Here is a 1,905-nt window from a genome sequence, read left to right as displayed (position 1 = left end):
GGCGGTCCTCGAACGGCAGGTCGTAGGTATCCGGCTGGGTGAGCTGGTGAGCCAGGGCGTCATGCATGCCGGTCAGCTTCAGATGGCGCAGGGTGTCGAGCAGGGGCTGGGTCATCATGGGTCGTATCCTCCCGTCAGTGGTAGTACTCGGCACCGCGCACGTTGGTGTGGGGCGGCAGGTCATCAGTCGCCTCGGGTAGCGTCAGCAGCGGCTGCTGATCCAGCCCCTGTTTGAGGATCGAGGCCACGCTGGCGTAGCGGGTGGTGGGGATTGCCAGGGCATGCGCACAGGCCCGCTCCAGGCGGTCCTTGCCGTAGCGCCGGCTGAGCTGCAGCAGCCCCAGGCAGGCGCGGTAGCCATGCTCAGGATGAGGGCGGTCCTGCAGCTGCCGTTGGGTCATTTCCAGCGTGGCGACGCCGATGCCTTTCGCCCATTCCAGGAAGCGACTCGGCGACCAGTCACGGTGGGCCTGGTGTCGCTTGGGCATGTGCTCGGCCAGTGTCGAAAAGCGCCCCTGCGCGTGGCGCGGATGTGCCGCCACGCGGTGTCCCTTGTGGAACACCTCGACCATGGCGTGGGTCAGGCGCACCTCCAGCACCTGGCCGACCAGGCTGTGGGGGACGCTGTACAGGCGCTTGTCGATGTCGAGGTGGTAGTCGATGCCGGGCCTGGCCTTGCGCCACTCGGCGAACTCGTAGGGTGTCTCCGGCAGGGGGCGGAGTACTGGTCGGTCGATGGCCTCGAACAGGTCGCGTCGGCTCTCCTCGCGGCCCTGGAAGGGCCGGCGGTTGAGGTCGTCGAGCAGTTCGGCGATGGCCTGGTTCAGCATGACCAGGGTGAAGAAGGTGTGGTGGCGCAGGCGCGCCAGGATCCAGCGCTCCACCAGCAGCACGGCAGCTTCTGCCTTGGCCTTGTCCTTGGGCTTGTAGGGCCGCGCCGGCAGCACCGCGACCTGGTAGTGCTGCGCCATCTCGGCATAGGTGGTGTTGAGCTGGCTCTCGTAGCGGCAGGCCCGCGTGACGGCGCTCTTCAGGTTATCCGGGATAAGCAGTTCGGGGACCCCGCCCAGGAACTGGAAGGCACGCTGGTGGGAGCCGATCCAGTCGGGCAGCGCCTGGCTCCAGGTCGCCTCTGCGTAGGTGTAGCTGGACGCTCCTAACACGGCCACGAACACCTGAGCGTTACGCACCTCGCCGGTGGCCTGGTTGATGATGGGTACGGTGGGGCCGCAGTAGTCGATGAACAGCTTCTCGCCGGCGCGGTGGACCTGACGCATGCTGCGCCGCTGACGGCCACGCCAGGCCCGGTAGTGATGGCAGAACTGGCTGTAGCGGTGCGCCTTGTCGCCATGGGCCTCCACGTACTCGGCCCAGAGCAGCTGCAGAGTCACGCCCTTGCGCTTGAGCGCCTGGTGGACCTGGAAGTAGTCCGGTGCTGAGAAGCGCACCGGCGGCGTCTTGGCCGGGAACAGTCGCGCCTCCAGCGCCGTCTCGTCGGTGCCGTCCGGCAGCGGCCACGTGACGCCGGCGACCTGCGCCAGGCTTACGTACTTGCTGACAACGCCCTTGGAGAGGCCACAGGCCCGCGCAATCTTCTCGTGGCTGAGCCCGGCGTCGTACTTGAGGCGCAACACCTCGGTGATGGTTCGCATAGGAATCCTCGGTGCTGGCATCGTCCCCTCCCGGGCCAAAGGCAAAAGGAGGGGTATGCCGTAGAAGTCCGAATTATTCCAGCGAGTTAGGTGCGATTCCGGGATCGTGACCGATGATTCCGGCAACGTGACCGTGGATTCCGGGGAAGACGCCGAAATCGGTCACGATGAAACGGAATGGGCGGTCACGATGGCCCGGAACAGGCGGTCACGATAGAACGGAACGGTCGGTCACGATGACCCGGAATACGCA

At 66.2% G+C, this 1,905-nt stretch carries 1 protein-coding gene; it reads right to left on the bottom strand.

Annotated elements, in window-relative coordinates:
- Positions 1 to 134: 134 nt before the first annotated feature.
- Entirely contained in the window at positions 135 to 1,673 is a 1,539-nt protein-coding gene (gene istA / locus DU490_RS16860; RefSeq protein ID WP_114575375.1) for an IS21 family transposase, read from the bottom strand.
- Between the last annotated feature and the right edge of the window lie 232 nt (positions 1,674 to 1,905).

Origin of the sequence: Halomonas sp. DQ26W, assembly GCF_003339685.1 — a bacterium.
Lineage (GTDB): Bacteria > Pseudomonadota > Gammaproteobacteria > Pseudomonadales > Halomonadaceae > Halomonas.
This window is presented reverse-complemented; position numbering and strand designations above follow the sequence as displayed.